The organism is Bacillus sp. (in: firmicutes), from assembly GCA_017656295.1.
Lineage (GTDB): Bacteria > Bacillota > Bacilli > Bacillales > JACDOC01 > JACDOC01.
Genome location: JACDOC010000022.1, coordinates 30,663 through 49,218 on the forward strand (window position 1 = coordinate 30,663; position 18,556 = coordinate 49,218).

General features: G+C 39.7%; 18 protein-coding genes. 4 read left to right on the forward strand and 14 right to left on the reverse strand.

Annotated elements, in window-relative coordinates:
* The first annotated feature begins 14 nt into the window (after positions 1-14).
* A complete protein-coding gene (locus tag H0Z31_13755) occupies positions 15-980 on the forward strand; it encodes a bile acid:sodium symporter family protein (GenBank protein MBO8178496.1) in 966 nt (321 codons plus the stop codon).
* 173 nt (positions 981-1,153) lie between these two features.
* Here the strand turns inward: H0Z31_13755 and H0Z31_13760 are convergent, their stop codons facing one another.
* From H0Z31_13760 to H0Z31_13805, 10 genes are all read right to left on the reverse strand, one after another.
* A complete protein-coding gene (locus H0Z31_13760) occupies positions 1,154-1,951 on the reverse strand; it encodes a peptidoglycan-binding protein (GenBank protein ID MBO8178497.1) in 798 nt (265 codons plus the stop codon).
* 346 nt (positions 1,952-2,297) lie between these two features.
* Entirely contained in the window at positions 2,298-3,032 is a 735-nt protein-coding gene (locus H0Z31_13765) for a hypothetical protein (GenBank protein MBO8178498.1), read from the reverse strand.
* A 356-nt stretch (positions 3,033-3,388) separates the two neighbouring features.
* On the reverse strand, positions 3,389-4,531 hold the full coding sequence (locus H0Z31_13770; GenBank protein ID MBO8178499.1) for a hypothetical protein: 1,143 nt from the start codon (positions 4,529-4,531) through the stop codon (positions 3,389-3,391).
* Positions 4,532-4,545: 14 nt separating this feature from the next.
* Positions 4,546-5,820 carry a hypothetical protein gene (locus tag H0Z31_13775; protein ID MBO8178500.1) on the reverse strand — a complete coding sequence of 425 codons (1,275 nt, stop codon included), beginning with the start codon at positions 5,818-5,820 and terminating at the stop codon, positions 4,546-4,548.
* Positions 5,795-6,685, reverse strand: a complete 891-nt coding sequence (locus H0Z31_13780) for an ABC transporter ATP-binding protein (protein MBO8178501.1) — start codon at positions 6,683-6,685, stop codon at positions 5,795-5,797. The genes H0Z31_13775 and H0Z31_13780 overlap by 26 nt, the downstream gene beginning before the upstream one ends.
* A complete protein-coding gene (locus H0Z31_13785; protein MBO8178502.1) occupies positions 6,679-7,443 on the reverse strand; it encodes a hypothetical protein in 765 nt (254 codons plus the stop codon). The genes H0Z31_13780 and H0Z31_13785 overlap by 7 nt, the downstream gene beginning before the upstream one ends.
* Positions 7,440-7,991 carry a sigma-70 family RNA polymerase sigma factor gene (locus H0Z31_13790; GenBank protein ID MBO8178503.1) on the reverse strand — a complete coding sequence of 184 codons (552 nt, stop codon included), beginning with the start codon at positions 7,989-7,991 and terminating at the stop codon, positions 7,440-7,442. The genes H0Z31_13785 and H0Z31_13790 overlap by 4 nt, the downstream gene beginning before the upstream one ends.
* A 223-nt stretch (positions 7,992-8,214) precedes the next feature.
* Entirely contained in the window at positions 8,215-8,979 is a 765-nt protein-coding gene (locus H0Z31_13795) for a hypothetical protein (protein MBO8178504.1), read from the reverse strand.
* 202 nt (positions 8,980-9,181) lie between these two features.
* Complete coding sequence (locus H0Z31_13800; protein ID MBO8178505.1) at positions 9,182-9,562, reverse strand: tryptophan-rich sensory protein; 381 nt, start codon at positions 9,560-9,562, stop codon at positions 9,182-9,184.
* A 46-nt stretch (positions 9,563-9,608) separates the two neighbouring features.
* Entirely contained in the window at positions 9,609-10,568 is a 960-nt protein-coding gene (locus H0Z31_13805) for an NERD domain-containing protein (GenBank protein ID MBO8178506.1), read from the reverse strand.
* Between the two features lie 226 nt (positions 10,569-10,794).
* Here H0Z31_13805 and kynU point away from each other — a divergent pair, with 226 nt between their 5' ends.
* Genes kynU through kynA form a run of 3 tightly spaced genes read left to right on the forward strand, consistent with a single transcriptional unit; the run spans position 10,795 to position 13,534 of the window.
* A complete protein-coding gene (gene kynU, locus H0Z31_13810; GenBank protein MBO8178507.1) occupies positions 10,795-12,066 on the forward strand; it encodes a kynureninase in 1,272 nt (423 codons plus the stop codon).
* Position 12,067: 1 nt separating this feature from the next.
* A complete protein-coding gene (kynB, locus tag H0Z31_13815) occupies positions 12,068-12,700 on the forward strand; it encodes an arylformamidase (protein MBO8178508.1) in 633 nt (210 codons plus the stop codon).
* A 54-nt stretch (positions 12,701-12,754) separates the two neighbouring features.
* Entirely contained in the window at positions 12,755-13,534 is a 780-nt protein-coding gene (gene kynA / locus H0Z31_13820; GenBank protein MBO8178509.1) for a tryptophan 2,3-dioxygenase, read from the forward strand.
* Between the two features lie 242 nt (positions 13,535-13,776).
* Here the strand turns inward: kynA and H0Z31_13825 are convergent, their stop codons facing one another.
* The 4 genes from H0Z31_13825 to pdaA form a co-directional block, all read right to left on the reverse strand.
* On the reverse strand, positions 13,777-14,172 hold the full coding sequence (locus H0Z31_13825; GenBank protein ID MBO8178510.1) for a hypothetical protein: 396 nt from the start codon (positions 14,170-14,172) through the stop codon (positions 13,777-13,779).
* Between the two features lie 449 nt (positions 14,173-14,621).
* Entirely contained in the window at positions 14,622-15,998 is a 1,377-nt protein-coding gene (gene rlmD / locus H0Z31_13830; protein MBO8178511.1) for a 23S rRNA (uracil(1939)-C(5))-methyltransferase RlmD, read from the reverse strand.
* A 5-nt stretch (positions 15,999-16,003) separates the two neighbouring features.
* Positions 16,004-16,876, reverse strand: a complete 873-nt coding sequence (locus H0Z31_13835; GenBank protein MBO8178512.1) for a DNA-3-methyladenine glycosylase 2 family protein — start codon at positions 16,874-16,876, stop codon at positions 16,004-16,006.
* Between the two features lie 622 nt (positions 16,877-17,498).
* Positions 17,499-18,296 carry a delta-lactam-biosynthetic de-N-acetylase gene (pdaA, locus tag H0Z31_13840; GenBank protein MBO8178513.1) on the reverse strand — a complete coding sequence of 266 codons (798 nt, stop codon included), beginning with the start codon at positions 18,294-18,296 and terminating at the stop codon, positions 17,499-17,501.
* Positions 18,297-18,556: the final 260 nt, after the last annotated feature.

The window sequence follows — 18,556 nt, forward strand, 5'->3', positions numbered from 1 at the left end:
GGAGTCAAACATCTATGCTGAATCAATTCAATCAAATCCTCCAAAAATGGATGCCATTGATTACTCCGGCGAGTGTGGTTATTGGAATCGTTTTTTATGAGAGATTAGATAACTACATGTTTCTAGTCCCATGGATTTTTGCGGTGATGACGTTTACGGGGAGTTTGCGGTCAAACTTTCGTGATTTGAAAAAAGTGTTCCAGCATCCGCTGCCTTTACTTGTTGCGTTACTGACGCTTCATTTGGTGATGCCGCTCATTGCTTTTGGTACAGGAACGCTATTTTTTCATGATGACCCTTATATAGTCACCGGGCTCATCTTGGCCTTCGTCATTCCGACTGGTATTACGAGTTTGTTATGGGTGACGATTTATCAAGGAAACGTTGTGTTGACCTTATCCATCATTCTTGTGGATACGTTGTTGTCACCTATTATTGTTCCGGCGATGTTGCAATGGCTGGTTGGGTCGTCGGTGGAAATGGACGTCGTCGCCATTATGAACGGGTTGTTATGGATGATTGTCATTCCATCGCTATTAGGAATGATCACGAATCAATATTTAGAGAAAAGCAAAACCGAAAAACTAGCCGCGACCCTTTCTCCTTTTTCCAAGCTAGGAATTGGTGCGGTGGTGGCGATCAATAGTTCTGGCATCGCTCCATATGTAACCAAGGTGGATACACGGTTACTATCCATTATCGTCGTCGTGTTTTTGTTAGCATTAGCCGCCTATGGAATCGGTTGGATCAGTGGAAAGATGTTGAAGGCCAAACGTAGTACGACCATTTCGATGATGTACAACAGCGGAATGCGAAACATCAGTGCAGGTGCGGTCATTGCGATTACGTACTTTCCAGCTCCCGTAGCCATTCCGGTCATCGTTGGCATGCTGTTTCAACAATTGTTAGCTTCGCTCGTGGGAAGTGTATTGGACAAACGGAAGCTGCCATTGAACACGGATCGAGTCGTTTCGCGATAACAAAAGCGCGTTCCCCCTACTTTTGGGAAACGCGCTTTCTTTTATGAAAAATGAGAGAACCTCATCTTGCTTGCTGTTTACCGCGATTAAAGTGATTCCAAATGTCATCCCCTTGGACAAGTTGGAAAAATCGGTTTTATTTCAAACAAAACAACTACCCTTTATCTGTACCGTTATTCTATCACTGTAATACGCACATTTTTACGTCCCCATTGCATCGCGGTGTCTTGATTTTTAATAAATACATCGATTCTATTCCCTTTGATTGTACTGCCGGTGTCAGCTGCAATCGCTATGCCGTAACCTTCCACTTTCACGATAGATCCAAGTGGAATCACATTAGGATCCACAGCAATCACTTTCGCATCATCAGCATATTTTTTCAGGTTAATGCCCATCTTGGTGATACCGGAACAACCTGAACAATCTGCCGTGTAGGCTGTGCTCTCAACGGTTAATTCCTTTCCAGCAGCCGTTTTCGGAGCGGCTTGTCGGTCGAGCTCCCTTCGAGTTTGTGGACCTACAACGCCATCTACCTTCAGCCCTTCTTCTTTTTGAAAACTCTTTACAGCACTCTCAGTGCCTGATCCATAAATTCCATCCACACTTCCAGCGTAATTCCCCGCCTGCTTCAGTTGGCTTTGAATTTTGGCGACATGTATTCCAATATCACCTCTTCTTAAAATTTGAATGGCATGAAAGGTTTGCGGACCCGCAATGCCGTCCACCTTTAAATTCCTTTTCTCTTGAAAATCTATAACAGCCTGTTCAGTTATCGATCCAAAGTATCCGGTTGAGGCAGGATAAGGAAATAAACCTTTGGTCATTAAATAATCCTGTAATTCTTCGACATCTGAACCCGACATCCCTTCCTTTAATGTACGATCCCCAAAAGCTGCTTCAGCCCATAACGGAGTTGCTACTAATACGACTCCTACAATAAATGACATCAAGATGCCTTTCATTTTCATTCACCCTCTCACAATCTAGTTGTTCGATACATTAAATAGATTCGTGAGAAAGTGATAGAAGATGAGGTTTGAATACGAATTCCCTACAAAATACCTAATACCTCTTTTGAACAAATCATCGGTTTGTTACCGATTGACCTCTTCTTTTTAGAGATATAGTATCAGTTTATCCAAGAGTAAGAGATTACTTGTAATCAATGTCTTAAACTAATGATGGTGATTACCCGCCGATAAGGTCAATAATCACATTACACCCTTTTACCGCCCTTGATACTTGTAAAAATAACTACCTGACCGCTGCGAGGGTTAAGTTTTTATATATGGATGCGTCCATTAAAAAAATACGTCATGATGAACGCTTATTATTTCTTATAAGCGGTGAAACACATTGAAAATAATAATTCGGCTCATGCTTTTCATGTAATTGATTCCAAGGATACACGTCTTTGATCGAACCTGTAAATTCAATTGGTTTTGAATGGGAAAGGGCTTCAATTTTATATTCAGGAGGGCAGTTTTTCACCTCATATTCACCTAATTTGATAGGAATGCCTAAAACTGTAATAGCATGTAAAAATTGATTTTGAAAATACACATCCACCAAATGAAAATCAATATATTTGGTTTCGCCGTTTTCTTTATACACAATATAAAAATGCGGAGTTCTGTGAGTGTATTTTGAACGATATATTAATTTCGTTTGTTTTTCGATTACACATTTTTTTATATGTTTGATAGGAATTTCTAACGTTTTATATCCTTTTTTCTTGGAATCTACTTTTTGAAAAATTAGAGAAGTTTTTGATACCGTTAATTGAAACGGATGACGATGCTCTAATATTTGATCACTAATGGAAAACCAAGCGATACACCCGGCAAAGAAGCCAATAACTAAAAGAAATAGAGAGAGCAATGCCCAAAGCCAATTCCAATTTCCCCATCCATTATTTAATATGTTTTTGATTAATTCATACGGAATATAAACATCAAACAAAAGGAAAAATCCGATGCCCATAAATGCTAATAAAAAGGCCGACACCCAATTCATTTCTTGAGTTTCTTTGTAAGAAAATAGATTCATATGACATCACTTCCTAAATGGAAATTATTCTATATTCTTATAATATTGTCAATATTAAGATATAAACTTAAATCGCTTACTTCTAGGATTGCAACTAAAACCGAGATTGGGAGTTTTGTACCGATTATCCAAAGGTCGCATTCCCAATTCTATGTGCCTGTTCGGATGCTTTATGTGCTATTTCCGATGATTTATGAGCCTGTCTCCACTTTCTATGTGCCAAAATCGTCAACTAATGTGCCTTTTCCTCAGGCTATGTTCCAAATCTGAATTCTTATGTGTCTATGTACCAAACTCAACCTCTCAATGGATCGTCCAAATAAAAAAATACTCAGAAACGATAGTTCTGAGTAAGCTTATACAATATCAAGCACTTTTTCTTTTTTCCATCTTAAAATCATGAAGATTATACCAATGAAGAGCAACGCTAAATATAAGCTCGGAGCTAAATACTTTGGTAGACGAAGAGTCGTTACGTTTTCGATTAAGTATTTTAGTAAGTACCCGACCAATCCTAAGAAAATAGGTACTTGCATGCCTATGACCATTAGATAATTCGATGAAATACTTGAAATAAAGCAGACGATGAGTGACAAAATGATACCTAACAAATAAATTGCGACAACTGTCATAACGATATATTGGAAAAATGAGAGGTCGTACCAAAGCTGTACATAATTAAAAATAGAATTTACTTTTGATGCGAAAAACATGTGAACTTGATTTTGCGAATAAATCGTGAAATAACCTATCAATTGTACAGTGATTAAAAGAAAAGTTGAAATGAGAGCTGTCATCAGCTTTGTGGTAAAAACGCTTCTCCCTTTTTTTGATGTATATTGTAATAAACGAACATGATTTCGTTTATCGGACACATAAATTGGAGATAACAGAACAATAATGCTTACGATGATGATGATTGTCACGTTTTTAATAATATGATTATAGTTTTCAAAAACGAACCATGGAAGAATGGATTGATTGGTACCACTATCGATGATTTGATTAATTTTCTCCTCTTGCTTTGGAGTTACTTCCTCATATAATCTCTTGATCCACCGATCCCTCTTTTCGTATTGTCCCATTATGTATTCCAACGCTTCGAGCTTCCAAAATAAATCCACTTGTTCCGTAAACATGACCTGACTATGAAGTGCTCTTAATTCATCATTACTATGGTCAGCCGTTCGAAAGTCTTCATACGTCCGAATTCCCGCATGGGCAAAATCTTCTCTGGACTGGATGTATTGATCGGCTTGTTTTACCATATTTTCATACCACTTTTTCAAATCGGTAAATTCTTTTTCATCGATGGAAACTCCATATTTTTCTATCATCTCTTTTGATAGATGATATTCATCTAATATCGGGCGTCCATTCGGAAAATGCTTAATATGAAAATCAATAAACAAATAGTTCATAACGATATTTATCAGTATAATAAGCAGAATATTTTTCCAATTAAACAGTTTTTTCATTTCATAATACACCAGTCTCATAATCATCCTCCCTTTTAATACACATCTTGTTGTTTAAACCTTCTTACCGAATAAAGCGCAACAATTAATAACAAAATGGACCAAACAACGACCGTCACTAGTTCATAGTATTTAAATGTAGTAAACGCACCGCTTTCCATGAACCATAAAAATGGGTTTAGTATTAATATAAATGGGGTGAAATGAACAATAATGATAGCTATCGAATTTTTTGCCATCACACTCGGAAGTAATAGCCCCGCTCCAAACAATACCCAAAAGAGAAAAAACACAAAGTAACTATGGCGAATCCACATGGCAATCACATACGTCATCGTACTAAATATCAAGACGCTCAACAAAAGGAGTATGCTTGCTAACGTTAAATACAAAACAAAAGGCAGGTTCCACCACGAAATATATGGATAATCATACTCCCAATTAAACCCACTGCTGATGGGTACCTTCCATAAACCTGAGTAATCAAAAATACTAAAGTACGCTATGAACGTTCCTCCTAAAACAAGAACCGTTGTAATGGAACTAGCTGTGAGGGAAACGATCCACTTATCCACACTTAGCCTTCTCCCTCTTTTCGATGAATAGGTTAACAGATGCGTTTTATTTTCAAATTCAAAATTAACCAAATAGCCTGTTAAAAGGACAGCTAATATGATGGATTCAAATAGAACCGCCCGAAACAACGTCCGGAACAACAATGTATGCATTTTGTAAAAAGAACCGATAAAAAACAAATGATTGTACTCGTTAGTTTCAACTAACTCGGTAAACCGTTCTTTCAGCTGGGCATACTGTTTATTAACAAAACGTTCAGCTTGCCCTGATAACCCGTATCTAGAAATTTGAAACTTAGCGATATTCATCACATCAAAGTTTTTATAATAGGTATCTAGGTCGTTAAGGTAATAGTAGTACGATTCCACAAGAGCAATTTCCTCAATCCATTGCAGTTGCTCTTCGTCTACCTTCGTTTCTTCAAAAGCTCCATGATGAAAATCTTCTAAAAACTCTTGAACTGTATGATACTCCTTTGAAAAATATACCTTTGTGAACTGTTGAAAATCGTCTAATTGTTCGAAATAATACTCCTTAAAGCGATCCGCCTTCTCACCATTCATTTCATGACCAAAGCGATCGACGAGTTTGGTCAACACCGCTAACTCTTCCCTTATGTGGCTATGTTGATAAATGATGAACACGTTAAATGAAAGAAAAATCACCAAAAGACTGACCAATATTGGAGACGTTCGGACTTTTGTAAACTCATATTTCATTATTGTCCACATCATGTGATTGCTCCTCATCTTGATACGCATATAAAAACACATCTTCTAATCTAGGTGAAACGATGGTCCAATCTGTTTGAGGACTCGATGCAATAAATCGAACTTTCCATTTTCCTTTTCGTTGCATTTCTGATAAGGTGAAATGGTTCTTCCTAAATTGCACCATTTCTTGATCGTCCACTTCTGTTTCAAATACTTTACCCTCTAATAGTTGACAAATATTTCCGATGGTATCTTTATAAAGAACCTGTTTATTTTTAATCATAATGATTTCGTTGGCGATGGACTCGACATCCGAAACAATATGGGTAGAAAGAATAACAATACGGTCTCTTGCTAAGTCAGACAACATATTGCGAAAACGTACCCTTTCTTTTGGATCGAGGCCTGCTGTCGGTTCATCTAAAATCAAGATTTTCGGGTCATTTAACATCGCTTGAGCAATTCCTACTCGTTGAATCATTCCACCTGAGAATTTCTTCATTTTTTTATGAGCCACATCAGTAAGGGCTACTTTTTCTAATACATCGTACACCCGTTTTTTAGCTACTTCTTTTTCAATCCCTTTCAACGCCGCTAAATAAAGTAAATATTGAACAGGGGTATAATTTTTGTAGTAACCAAATTGTTGAGGCAAGTACCCTAACACTTCACGGTACCGTTCATCAAGCTGAAAAATATCGATTCCTTCATACAAAATGTCCCCTTTTGTCGGATAAAGTAAAGTCGTCAACATTTTGATTAATGTTGTTTTCCCCGCTCCATTTGGTGCTAATAATCCATATACTCCATGATGAAATTCAAGCGAAATATCTTCTAATGCACAAAAATCCCCAAAATATTTGCTCACATTGTTCATCACTAACATCTTGCCTCTCTCCTTCTAACCGTTGTTTGCATCATGTCTTGAATTTGCTTTACGTATAGATATCCACATAGAAATACAACGAAGATATACACATATATCGGTATTTGACTTAAACAAGTATGATAAAATTCGTCACTATATATGAAAAGCACACAATTTAGAAACACCCAGGCGGTGAGCCATCCATAAAACACCCGACGCGACCGATAGCGAATGATGACATAGATAAAAAGCGCTGAAAAAATAAAGAGGGAAGAAATCGAAATCGTGAATAATTCCCAAAAATGAACGACACGATTTACTTGAATACTTAAAAATGCTGCCCCTAGCAAACTTAACAAGACGCTGAGAATACTATAGACTAACATGCGAAAAGCTGTAAGTTGATAAAAGTTGTACTTACAAACCATTTCTACTTCATACGTTTGATCCTTATCTAGCAAAGCCCAGAATGAAAAACTAATATATATGAGGGGCGATGTGATAAACATAAAAGAGTAGACGTTTCCGATATCTTTTTGGAAATAATTTGTGGATTGTAATACCGTAAACGTAAAAATAATGACCAACATGAATAACGTGAAGGCTGTTTCATACCAATCTCGAAACAAATGCTTCACACCAACTTGTCGATACATGTTTTTCAAAGAAGCGAAAAAAGAGTCCCGGTCATTGCCAAACTGATTGACAATCGTGTAAATTTCATCCTGAATCGTTTCATCATCTGGATATTCAACGTAAAATTTTTCCTTCCTCATTGGTCATCCCCCCTCATTTTGTTTTTGATTTTTTTCAAAGCCGAATAATACTTCGTTTTCACCGTCGCCTCCGGTAAGTTTAATATGTCAGCAACTTCGGAAAACGTATAATCTGAAAATAGCTTCAGTCTGAATATTTGTTGGATGGATGAATCGAATTGAAGAAGAAGATGCAAAATTCTCTCGACATCTTCTTTATATTCCAACGTCAATGTAAAATCATCCCACCGAGAAGGCTCATATTCTTCAATCGGTTCTGCTAAGTGATGGTATTTGTAATATTTTGAGCGGTAATAATCAATGATTCGATAGGTTGCTAGTTTATAAAGCCACGTCCTGAACGAAGCTTTTTTCTCATCAAATGAACGGATGGATTGAAGCATGTGTAAAAAGATTTCTTGCGTTATGTCCATAGCTAATTCTTTATTCATCGTTTGCTTATACACATAGGCATATATTTCTTTATAGTATTTAGAAATCAGTTGATTGGCAGCTTTCCGGCAGGACTTCCTTTTGATTTTTCTGATCCACTGTCTTTCCTGATCCATCATTCACATCTCTTTTCTTTTTCTAGCAGATTTATGGAATTGGAAACTTCTATCTATTTATTCGTAACAGAGGAAAAAATAGTTTTAAAGAAATTTATTTTTTTAAAAAAAAGTGGATTGGTTCTGAGGATTCGAAAATGAGGAATAAAAGGTAAAAAGGCGCCAATCTTCCGTTCTTAGCGCCTTTTTAAAATTATCTCCTTAACTCATTTGGGTTTGCTTTCTATTTCCCCACTTCCCACTCCACCGTTATACTCCCCGATAAATGGTGACCTGTTACGACGATGTAGTAGGTATCGGTAGCTTTTGCTGTAATCGAACGCGTATTTTCTCCCAATTCCGTTATGCCGACATATTGGTTTTCTTTGTTCCTTACATGATACCCATATCCACCGCCATTTGTCGGATGAAACTCAATGGTAAACGTTAGCGTATCACCTTGTTCTAAGTAAACGGGAATTTCGTGCTTCCCGTGAAAGTAGGAAAAGGTAGCTTGGAAGCTATTGTCGGTTCTCATTTCGTTCCATTGTTTTTTCGTCGTAAAGTCGATGGATAAAAGTGTGATAAGGAATAGTGGGATAACAACCGCAAATAACCACCGTCGCCACACATTCTTTTTCGAAAATATAGTTTCAAGATAAAACAGTAACGAAAAAATAGCTCCAACAGCACCAGCAAATAAAGTAAATGGATTTACACCTCGAACTAGAAAATAAGCAAATCCGGCCACGATATAAAGCACGATTTTCGTCGTTTGATGGAACTTTTTCACTCTTGTTGTTAGCCCATCAATAACGATGGAACAAGTAATTCCGTACGCGTAAAAAATAAACCAAAGCATCTTTGTTTGATTAAAGTTTTCAACTGTATCGTACATGTCAAATTCAGCGGACATTAATATGACAAGAAAATAAATAAAGATGGAAAAGCCGGCACCGGCTAACTTTGTCAGTAAATATCGCCCAATGGTGAGGGCTTTTTCTTGCATCATGGAATCCCCCCATCGAAGCCGTTTATAATCTGTATTTATTTTCCATTGTACATGAAGAATGAAGTGTTTGGAGGAAAATTCCACTTAAAAAATAATTTCAAAGGCTTCTTCTATCTTTAGTAGGGCGATGAATTCATATGTATCCATTTCGGGCTTCAATCGGAAGAACGGGTCCATCCCACTGTTTCAGATTTTTCACTTATTTTTGACAGCGGCCGAGCTCTTTTTTTACAAGGTCAACCGCTGTTAAAGCGATAAGCATGGTATTAATGATCCCAAATAGCAACAATTTTAAGCGGAAAAAGAGCAGACTGAACGCTTGGTTGCATAAAAAATTGGTGATACATAACGAGAAAAACCGCTTCGTTTGGGAGTTATACCTATGGCGATCATTGATAATGGAAACGGCTAAAGCAATGAAGCAATAGAGGATGGACCGAACAAAGCCAATCGTGTAGCCGGTTGGAGTGAAAATCGGCTTTTTTAACTGGTGATACCAAAACGGGCGACGGTTGGTTAAAAAGGAGGAAAGGAACGAACTGACGTAAATGATGAATAAAAGGATAGACGATTTTTTCATGAAGATCCCTCTTTTTTACTTCTAACTTGTGTGGCCATTGGCCAAATTATTCTACTCGCAAGTAATATTTACGGTGTTTACTCCCTCCTTTTCTTTCCAGCGGCATGTTTGATAAAAGATCGAATGTGACTCTAATCGATGGACATTGTATAAAAGACCGGCATTTTTGATTCGTAATAAAAGGTTCTACCAGATACAAATAATCGAAAATCGCTTGTTCATGGGCCGTTTTAGATGAATAGTTACAATGTGGGCATATCCACTTACCCCAGACTCTCTCCATCGAAAAGTTATTACACTCAGGGCAATAGACACCAGTAATTAATTCGTTCGGTTGGATGTTGTAAAGCGGTAAGATAGCTGGTTGGTGAGGTAAATGGTGAAGTAATATTTGTTGTTTTAATTGCTCTAATTTTTTTTCACTTAAAATAGGGTGGGAATAAATGCGAGCAAGCTGGTCCACTTTTTCGGGGAGAGTGTGGACATGCACTACGGGGAGCGGGTGTTCTAAGGCAGATTTTAAAATGGTTCTTTCATTTGTATTGACAACAAGGAATTCAATAGGGATATGTTCTACATCATATTGAGCGAACCACAATTTCAATTTTCGGCAAAGCCAATCAGCTTCGAAAATCGGATTGGGTAACCCTTTTTCCTTTCCATTCACCGTCTGAATTAGCTGTTCAAACTCATCAAAATAGAGCGTTCCGCAATAATGGATTTTTTTTATGATGAGGAAAAATGAAGGTGTCATGACCAACGCATCCAGTTGGATAAGCAGGTCATCTATTTTTAGTCGTACATCATGATAAATGTAATACGATCGTAAGTACAAATCTATATAAGAAAGAAATTCATCTAATAACTTTTCTCCCTCATACTCCTCCCTTCTTTTGAATAACTCATTCTCTACTTCATTTCTTTTCGGATGATGCTTTGGAAGCCTTCGTTCAAGTGCTTCTAATGCTCGCAACTGATAAGGTACCGTTCGTTTTTTGACAATCAATAATTATCCCTCCTCTTATTTTTTATATTCAATTCTCCATTTATTTACAAAATCCTGCATCCATTGACAAATTTTTTACTAAATGACCTTCGTTGGAAATGCTCAATCTTCTAAAAATTCTTTCCTTATGCTTTTTTGCTCCGTTGACACAGCATTCATCATAGAGATACGATTAATTTATCAGAATTTATTTAATTTTTTATCCAAAGAGGTGAAGGCCATGACGATGCCATACACGATTAAGTATGCACAGCAACTCGATGCGCGAGATGAGCTGCGTTCGTTTCGGGACGAGTTTTATATAAAAAAAGGAACGATTTACATGGACGGGAATTCTCTCGGACTGCTTTCCAAGCGGGCGGAGGCATCACTTTTACAAATTCTTGATTCGTGGAAAGAGCTTGGGATTGACGGTTGGACACAAGGGGAGCATCCGTGGTTTTACTTGTCTGAACGGCTTGGGGATTTGATGGCACCGCTTGTTGGGGCGAAGCCGGAGGAGGTCATTGTAACCGGGTCGACGACGTTAAATCTTCATCAACTCGTGGCCACGTTTTATGAGCCTCAAGGGAACCGGACGAAAATTGTCGCAGACGAATTAAGTTTTCCATCGGACATTTATGCGTTACAAAGTCAGTTGAAGTTAAAAAGTTTGAATCCGGATGAACATCTCGTCCGCGTGAAAAGTCGCGACGGACGAACGCTCACAGAAGAAGACATAATTGAAGCGATGACCGATGATGTCGCACTTATCGTCTTATCGAGCGTCCTTTATCGAAGCGGGCAAATTTTAAATATGAAAAAAATAACGGAAGAAGCGCATCGTCGTGGGATCCTTATCGGTTGGGATTTGTGCCATTCGATTGGGGCGATTCCGCATGCGCTTGACGAATGGGACGTCGATTTTGCGTTTTGGTGTAACTACAAGTATTTAAACGGCGGTCCAGGATGCGTGGCGGGTCTTTACGTGAATGAGAAGCATTTCGGCCGGACGCCAGGGCTAGCAGGCTGGTTTAGTTCAGATAAAAGGAAGCAGTTTGACATGGAGCATACGCTTACGCCAGCGCCGGATGCTGGAGCTTATCAACTGGCGACTCCGCATGTACTGAGCATGGCACCGCTGCTTGGTTCGTTGGAGCTTTTTCACGAAGCTGGCATCGACCGCCTCCGAAAAAAATCGCTCCAGCTGACGCAATATATGATGGACCTTATCCGCTATGAATTAGCCGATTTTGGCTTTTCGTTCGGCAATCCGTTAGACGACGAGACGCGGGGCGGTCACATCTACTTAGAACATTCGGAAGCTGCGCGTATTTGTAAAGCACTAAAAGCACAAGGCGTGATTCCAGATTTCCGGAAGCCAAACGGCATTCGCCTTGCCCCAGTTGCATTGTACAACTCCTTTGAAGACGTCTTCCGGACGGTGCAAATATTAAAAGCAATTATGACAGAGGAAACATACAAACAATACGAAAATACACGAGATGTGGTGGCATAACATGAAGAAAAACGAGTGGATTGATATTTCACAACCGCTTCATAACGAGTTAGCCCATTGGCCAGGGGATACGCCTTTTTCGTATAACCTTTCTTTTACGAAAGAACAGACGGGATCGGTAAACATCGGACGGATGACGATGAGCTTGCATTCCGGAACGCATGTCGATGCCCCATTTCATTTTAACGACCATGGAGAAAAAATTCTCGACTTAGATGTAAGCGTTTTTATTGGGCCGGCGCGCGTCATTGATGTGTCGCATTGTGAAAAAATTGACCGTGCTGCGCTTGAAGTGTTCGATTTAGAAGGAGTGACCCGGTTGTTGCTTCGGACGGCTGTTCCGAACGAACCGAACCGCTTTCCGGAAAAAATTGTCCCGCTTGATGCCGACCTTGGTCCATTTTTTTACGAAAAAGGCATTCGCCTCGTAGGTGTCGATGTGCCGTCTGTTGATCCGCTTGATAGTAAAGACATGGCAGCGCATCATTCACTGCATCAACACGGGGTGCACATTTTAGAAAACGTGATGCTCGACGATGTGGAACCGGGAGATTACGAACTTATCGCCGTTCCGCTTCCGTTAAAAGAGGCCGACGGAAGTCCGGTGCGGGCGCTCATCAAACCGATTCGATAGGAGGAGACGGCTTTGGTACACGAAAAAGACATTCACACCGATTTTCGCGATCGGATGACGTATGGAGAATATTTGCAGCTCGATGCGATTTTATCTAGTCAAAAACGATTGTCTGACCATCATGATGAAATGCTGTTTATCATCATCCATCAGGTAAGCGAATTATGGATGAAGTTGATTTTACACGAGCTCCGCGCAGCGACGGCTTTGATCCAAAAAGGGGAATTTTCACCAGCATTTAAAATGCTCGCACGCGTATCTAAAATTCAAACGCAAATCATTCATGCTTGGGACGTACTTTCTACGCTCACCCCATCGGAGTACATGGAGTTTCGCGACAAGCTTGGGCAAGCATCGGGCTTTCAATCGTTTCAATACCGGATGATTGAATTTGCGCTTGGTTACAAAACAGACCACGTGCTCAAAATTTATGAAAAGGATCCGAAACTATCGGCGGAACTCGAACAAGCGTACAAAGCACCCGGATTGTACGATGTCTCTATTCAAGCGTTAGCTAAAACCGGTTTCCCAATTCACCAAGACGTGCTCGACCGCGACTGGACAAAGCCATACAAAGAAGACGCCTCGGTGGAGCAAGCATGGCTCGAAGTGTACCGAAACGTCGACAAGTATTGGGACCTATATCAATTGGCAGAAAAGCTCGTCGACATTGAAGACTGGCTCCAACAATGGCGCTTCCGCCACATGAAAACCGTCGAACGCATCATCGGCCACAAAACGGGCACCGGCGGCTCATCCGGCGTCACGTATTTGAAAAAAGTATTAGACCAACGCTTTTTCCCAGAGCTGTGGAATATTCGGACGAAGTTGTAATTTTAGGGGACAATTTTAGGGGACAGTCCCGCATTACTTTAAAGCGTTAAATTATTCATTAATATAGCAATAGTTTGTTTTGAGATTGCAAAATTAGGCTCATAAAAGCTGGCATTGGGGTTTAGAGCAGTTTATTTGGCAAATAAAAAACGATTTAGGGCTCATAGAACAATTGGTTTTGGCACATAAGAAAGCCCATTAACGATTCAAATTTTGATTGGATAGAAAGGAGTAGCTAAGTGCTAACTCCTTTTTATTTTTAACCTTACAACGATGAATACAATCGCAACTATAACAAGCCCAAATCCTATTTTTAAAGCAACTTCTTTCCAATAATGTGGTGACCGATGCTTGTAGACTGCTTTCAAATAGCGATTGGGCTCCACTTCGACCGCAATGGCCAATTTTGTCGGTGTCCCTTTAATTTCATAATACTTCGTCCCGACTGGATAAACATTCGACGCATCTCCCCAGTAATCACCTGTCCTATTGTCCGCTTGTGTTTTTACCTGGCCAATCATTTTTCCAATATCGGTCACTTCTTCCACAGTTACTTCATACACATGTCCTTTCCAGACAACGAACGAATAGGCCCACGAAAGTGCATGGACGAATGGCTGAAATGTCCATACGAACATGAAAAACAACAATAGAACCCGTTTCAATCCCCCCATCCCTCCTATTAAATTTAGTTATTTTTTACTTTACTAACGAAAACGAACATAATAACCAATCATGATGGTTCCGATTGCGAATAGCCCAGTAGCGAAATACATTCCTATTTTCATACCAGCTATAGTGGTTAACATATTAACCTTACCTTGATTATATTACCATTATTTTACTATTATACTATAAAGCAAATACTAATGGGAATAAATTAATGAATTAGAGCAAAACACATTACTTATGAGAAAAAATACAAAATTTATGAGAAAAAATTGAACTTTTATGGGAAAAATCCTAACTTTTATGGGAAAAAATCTAAATCTTATGGGAAAAAACCCACGTTTACGAGAAAGCATAAAAGGGACAGCCCCGCGCTCCTTTAAAGCTTTACCATAGCGCGGGACTGTCCCCCAATACTTTAAAGTGCTACCAACTTTGCGACGATTTCGACGTGCGCGGTATGCGGGAACATGTCGACGGGTTGGATGTATTCAACCTTGTATGATTTACTGATGTATTGGACGTCTTTGGCGAAGGTGGATGGGTTGCATGAGACGTAGACGAATGTTTTTGGTTTGATTTTTAAGATGGTGTCGAGTAGACCACGGTCACAGCCGGTGCGTGGTGGGTCCACAATGACGACATCTGGAATCCATCCTTCTTTTTTCCATTTCGGCAACACCGTTTCTGCTTTACCGACGACGTACTTTGCATTTTCAAAGCCATGCTTTTTCGCATTTTCCTTGGCATCTTCAATTGCTTCCGGGATGATGTCCATACCGCGAATCTCTTTCGCTCCGTCGGCCACCCATAACCCAATGGTTCCGACGCCGCAGTAGGCATCGACGACTTTTTCTTCACCGGATAGATCGGCGGCTTTTTTCACTTCATGATAAAGCTTCACTGTTTGCTCAGGATTCAATTGGAAAAAGGCACGTGCCGACAATTCATATGAAAACGTCTCTAAATGTTCTTTAATCGCTTTTTTACCGGCTAAATGAATGGTTTCGTCCCCAAAAATGAGCGACGTTTTTTTCGGCTGGATATTTTGCATAATAGACTTTACTTCTGGCAGGCGCTTTTGAATTTCTGCCACAATGAGATCTTTTCGAGGAAGTTCTTTTTTCGCTGTTACGAGAACGACTTGTGCTTCACCCGTCTTAATACCAACCCGCACAACAACTGTCCGCACGACGCCTTGTTTCGTCCGCTCGTTATAAATCGGAATTCGAAAGTCTTGTAAAATTTGTTTCACGACGTTGGTGATTTTAATCGTAAGTGGATGCTGGACGCCACACTCTGGGATGTCAATGAGCTTATGCGAATTTATACTGTATAGTCCAGCAATGACTTGACCATTTTTTTCGCCCACTTGGAATTGACTTTTGTTACGGTATGACCACGGGTCGTCCATGCCGATCGTTGGGCGAATGTCTAGTTTATCTACATCGAGTTTTGTATGCCGTTCTAACGATTGTATGACAATGTCCCGTTTTTCTTCTAACTGCTTCTTATAGTCTAAGTGCTGCAACTGACAGCCCCCGCACGCCTCGTAAACCGGGCATGGCGGTGCCACACGATGAGGTGATTTTTTTCGAATGCGTTTAATTTTCGCTTCAGCGTATTTTGGATGGATGTTTGTTGCTTCTACAATGACTTCTTCGCCTGGTAACGCCCCAGGTACAAACACGACTTGCTTTTTAAAATAGCCGACCCCTTCCCCGTTAATTCCGAGCCGTTTAATGGTTAACGGAAAGGTTTGTCCCGGCCGAATCGTCACTTGCTGTTTTTTCATTCGTTTCACTCCGTTGCTTCAATACTTCTCCATAAATAAAGGGATGCATAGCTTAAGTACGGTTCCCACGGACGTTTGTATTCGTCCATTTCGTCGTACGTTGGTTTCTGTTCGAGATTGTACAATTTTTTTAACGCATTTTGAATGCCGATATCTGCTTTAGGAAATAGATTCGGGCGACCGAGTCCAAAGAGAAGAAAGTTTTCCACCGTCCACGGACCGATGCCGCGAATTTTAACCATCCGTTTCATAATTTCATCATCCGAAAGTTCGGCGAGATCGGATAAGTTCAGTTCTCCCGTCACAATTAGCTTTGATACGCCGATAATATACTCCGCTTTTCGTTGACTAAACTGCATCTGACGCAGCTCTTCGATACGTATATCTGCGATTATTTCCGGCGACGGGTAAAACCAGACGCCCTCCTGTTGAAAACCATATGTATGCACGAAACGTTCCGTCAGTTTTCGAGCAAAGGCCATGTTCAACTGTTGGTGAATAATACATTTGACAAGACATGCATACAAATCAAAGTCGAGAATAAGCGGTGTCCCTTTATGTTTTTCAAAAATTGGCCGTAAATCAGTTTTCAAAAAATATTCGTGGATATCGTGAAGCGAAACGTCCCACTGCAAAATGTGGGCTACCCGCTGTAACACCTTGTCTTTAGGTGCCGGCCCTTCGCTCGTAACGATAAATTTCGGCGCATCCGTCGTTCCGACCCCTTGCACGGTCACCACTTGCGGCTTGTCCCCATAATACGGAATCTTTAACGTTTTTGTACGTTTGTCCACCCAGTTGAGCGGATCGTCCTGCAAATGCGACAGAACTAAGTCAAAATTATATGGTCCCTCAAACTGAATTGTTTCTTGCCACATACTCGTTCCCCTCATTCGTAGAGATGTTTTTTGTATTATATCATGTTTTGGAGGCGGCATGCTTCATATGGGGATTGACACATAGAACATCGAATTGGGAACACAATTAGGCTCAATGGAAAACTAATTCAGTATATAAATCTAGACACATAAGTCGCCTTTTTGGCCTTTTAGAAAATTACGTTGGTATATAGACGTCCATTTTGGGTAAATAAGAAAATCACTTTAGTTCTAGACATCCATTTGAGGCACATTTGAAAATAACTTTGTCACATAGTCGTCCATTTTGGGCCTATTAGAAATCACTTTGTCACATAGTCGGGAGTTTCTCATAAAGTTCGATTTTTTCTCATAAACGTGGTTTTTTTCACGTAGGATATAGATTTTTTCCCATAAAAGTTAAGATTTTTCTCATAAAAGGTCAATTTTTTCTCATAAATGTTGGATTTTTTCTCATATTTAATGTGTTTTGCTCTAATTCATTAAGTTATTCTCTTAAGAATTTGACTCATAAGAAAATCTCTTTGCCACATAGTCATCCAATTTGGGCCCATAGACGTTAACTTTTGGCACACAGAATGAGGATTATACAAAAAAGCTGAAAAAAGAGGGACTCCTCCCTCTATGGTGTAATCATTGGATATTTCATATCGTGGGTAATCATGTAGTGATCTAAGCTTTTAAATTGGTAGCCTTGTTTTTTCAATTCTTGAATGACACGTTCGAGAGCTTCGGCGTTGTCCTTAGAAACCGTGTGTAAAAGGATCACCGCTCCGGGATGGACTTGGGCGAGGATGCTGTCGTAAGCGTATTTCCAGCCTTTTTGCTTGTTTGTTTGCCAGTCGACGAACGCTACGGACCAGAAGACGTGCGTATAGCCAAGTTTTTGGGCAAGAGCGAGCGTTCGTTCACTAAAAATGCCGCGAGGGGGACGTATATATTGCATCGTGTCTTGACCAGTGATTTTTTCGACTTGTTCTTCTACCCGCTTCAGTTCTTTTACAAATTTCTCATCGGTCACTTTCGTTAAATCGGGATGACTCCACGTATGGTTGCCGACGATATGGCCTTCATCGACCATTCGCTTTAACAAATCGGGGGCACTTCGAATGTAATGACCGGTGACAAAAAAGGTAGCCGGAACTTTTTCTTTTTTCAGTACATCTAACACTTGAGCCGTATATCCGTTTTCGTATCCATTATCAAACGTTAAGTACAATACTTTTTTGTCGGCTGTGCCTTTATAAAACGCATCATATTTCGCAAGTAGTTCATCTAGTTCAGGGCCAGCTTCAGCTTGCTGACCGTTTTTTCCTTTTTTAAATCCCCAGTGGATCGCTTCATTGGAGACAGCTTCTGCCTGTCCAATCCCCCAAAGGAAGCTCGATCCAACTGCAAGAATGAACATCCATTTTTTCATCGATGTTACCTTCCTTCCCTACTTTTACCCTTATTGTGAGAAGAAAGAAAAAGATTCATGCTTGGCAAAAATTGAGAAACAGAGCTCATAGATGATGTTGTTGGCATATAGAACAGATAAATAGGCACATAAAACTTGATTTTAGGCTTATAATAGCTGAGAAATGGTACATAGAAAGCGATGTAGTAGAGTAGAAAACTGATTTCAAAAGGGACAGCTTCTGCTGTCTCTTTCTACTTTCAGTTTCCCCTCATCAAACC

Bases quoted from the DNA above. Each gene is read 5' to 3' on its own strand.
- H0Z31_13835 (MBO8178512.1), bottom strand. From the start codon at position 16,876: ATGTGGCAAGAAACAATTCAGTTTGAGGGACCATATAATTTTGACTTA.
- H0Z31_13775 (MBO8178500.1), bottom strand. From the start codon at position 5,820: ATGATGTGGACAATAATGAAATATGAGTTTACAAAAGTCCGAACGTCT.
- H0Z31_13765 (MBO8178498.1), bottom strand. From the start codon at position 3,032: ATGAATCTATTTTCTTACAAAGAAACTCAAGAAATGAATTGGGTGTCG.
- H0Z31_13780 (MBO8178501.1), bottom strand. From the start codon at position 6,685: ATGTTAGTGATGAACAATGTGAGCAAATATTTTGGGGATTTTTGTGCA.
- pdaA (MBO8178513.1), bottom strand. From the start codon at position 18,296: ATGAAAAAATGGATGTTCATTCTTGCAGTTGGATCGAGCTTCCTTTGG.
- kynA (MBO8178509.1), top strand. From the start codon at position 12,755: ATGACGTATGGAGAATATTTGCAGCTCGATGCGATTTTATCTAGTCAA.
- kynB (MBO8178508.1), top strand. From the start codon at position 12,068: ATGAAGAAAAACGAGTGGATTGATATTTCACAACCGCTTCATAACGAG.
- H0Z31_13795 (MBO8178504.1), bottom strand. From the start codon at position 8,979: ATGCAAGAAAAAGCCCTCACCATTGGGCGATATTTACTGACAAAGTTA.
- H0Z31_13800 (MBO8178505.1), bottom strand. From the start codon at position 9,562: ATGAAAAAATCGTCTATCCTTTTATTCATCATTTACGTCAGTTCGTTC.
- H0Z31_13825 (MBO8178510.1), bottom strand. From the start codon at position 14,172: ATGTTCGTATGGACATTTCAGCCATTCGTCCATGCACTTTCGTGGGCC.
- kynU (MBO8178507.1), top strand. From the start codon at position 10,795: ATGCCATACACGATTAAGTATGCACAGCAACTCGATGCGCGAGATGAG.
- H0Z31_13790 (MBO8178503.1), bottom strand. From the start codon at position 7,991: ATGGATCAGGAAAGACAGTGGATCAGAAAAATCAAAAGGAAGTCCTGC.
- H0Z31_13755 (MBO8178496.1), top strand. From the start codon at position 15: ATGCTGAATCAATTCAATCAAATCCTCCAAAAATGGATGCCATTGATT.
- H0Z31_13770 (MBO8178499.1), bottom strand. From the start codon at position 4,531: ATGAGACTGGTGTATTATGAAATGAAAAAACTGTTTAATTGGAAAAAT.
- H0Z31_13785 (MBO8178502.1), bottom strand. From the start codon at position 7,443: ATGAGGAAGGAAAAATTTTACGTTGAATATCCAGATGATGAAACGATT.
- rlmD (MBO8178511.1), bottom strand. From the start codon at position 15,998: ATGAAAAAACAGCAAGTGACGATTCGGCCGGGACAAACCTTTCCGTTA.
- H0Z31_13760 (MBO8178497.1), bottom strand. From the start codon at position 1,951: ATGAAAATGAAAGGCATCTTGATGTCATTTATTGTAGGAGTCGTATTA.